This window comes from Thermovenabulum gondwanense (assembly GCF_001601575.1).
Taxonomy (GTDB): Bacteria; Bacillota; Thermosediminibacteria; order Thermosediminibacterales; family Thermosediminibacteraceae; genus Thermovenabulum; species Thermovenabulum gondwanense.
The window spans coordinates 1-1,045 of sequence record NZ_LOHZ01000004.1 but is presented as its reverse complement, the minus strand read 5'-3'; the positions used below and the strand labels follow the sequence as shown (position 1 = coordinate 1,045).

Sequence of the window (1,045 nt, the reverse complement as noted above, 5' to 3'; positions counted from 1 at the left end):
GGGCATATGCCTCCGGTCCAGGCAAGTTCGCATTCGCCGCAGGCTCTGCAGGCTTCGGTAAAGTGCCCTATTCTTTCTACTTCGCCGATAAAGAGGGTGTCGTTGGCGGGGTATACGGGTTTTTCCTGTAATACTCCCGCTACGGTCTGGACTCCGTCTCCGCAGGCTAAGGAAAGTACCGCTTCTGCTTCTTCTACGGCTTCTTTGTTTTTTTTGAGGGTGGATTTTACCTGGAGTTTGTTGCAGGAGGGGTCGAGGACTATATATCCGGTTATTTTTTTGCCTTCTTTTTCTAAGTCTTCTTTCATTTTTATGAGTTCTTTTTCTCCTCCGGTCATGCAGGAGGTGGCGCAGAGGCTGCAGCCCGTGAGGTATATTTTTTGTATCCCCTGAAGGTTATTAAGGATTTCTTCCATGGGTTTTTGTTTTGTTATTATCACAGGTTTTCCCCCTTTTTTTTAGTTTATTGCTTTTTGTTGTTTTAAGGCTTTTATTGTGTGTTTTACGAGGACGGTGGAGGTGACGGAGCCTACTCCGCCGGGCACGGGGGTTATCATGCCGGCTTTATGCTGTACTTGTTCAAAGTCTACGTCGCCGCAGAGTTTGCCGTTTTGGTCTACGTTTATGCCGACGTCTATTACTACCGCCCCTTCCCCTACCATATCGGCTTTTACTATTTTTGCCTTACCTGCGGCTGCTACGAGTATTTCTGCCTTCTTTGTTTCTTCAAAGAGGTTTTTTGTCTTTGTGTGGCAGATTGTTACAGTGGCGTTTTGTTTTAGCATCATCATGGCAAGGGGCCTTCCTACTACCATGCTCCTCCCCAGGATTAATGCTTTTTTGCCGGTCAGGTCTATTTGATAGTGATTGAGTATTTCTATGACGGCCTGGGGGGTGCAGGGAGGAAAGCCCGTTTCTTCTCCCGCGGTTATTTTTGCTACGTTTATGGGCGAAAAGCAGTCTACGTCTTTTTGGGGGTCTATGTGGTATTTTATCTGGTCTTCAGATAGGTGGGAGGGCAGCGGCCTCATTATGAGTATGCCGT

General features: G+C 47.2%; 2 protein-coding genes. Both read right to left on the bottom strand.

Going from position 1 to position 1,045, the window contains the following annotated elements:
* Positions 1–440, bottom strand: a 440-nt coding sequence (locus ATZ99_RS00045) for a methylenetetrahydrofolate reductase C-terminal domain-containing protein (protein ID WP_068747218.1), incomplete at its 3' end; no start/stop codon positions are given.
* 18 nt (positions 441–458) lie between these two features.
* Positions 459–1,045 (bottom strand): bifunctional 5,10-methylenetetrahydrofolate dehydrogenase/5,10-methenyltetrahydrofolate cyclohydrolase (locus ATZ99_RS00040; RefSeq protein ID WP_068747217.1); only part of this gene is annotated, 587 nt, incomplete at its 5' end.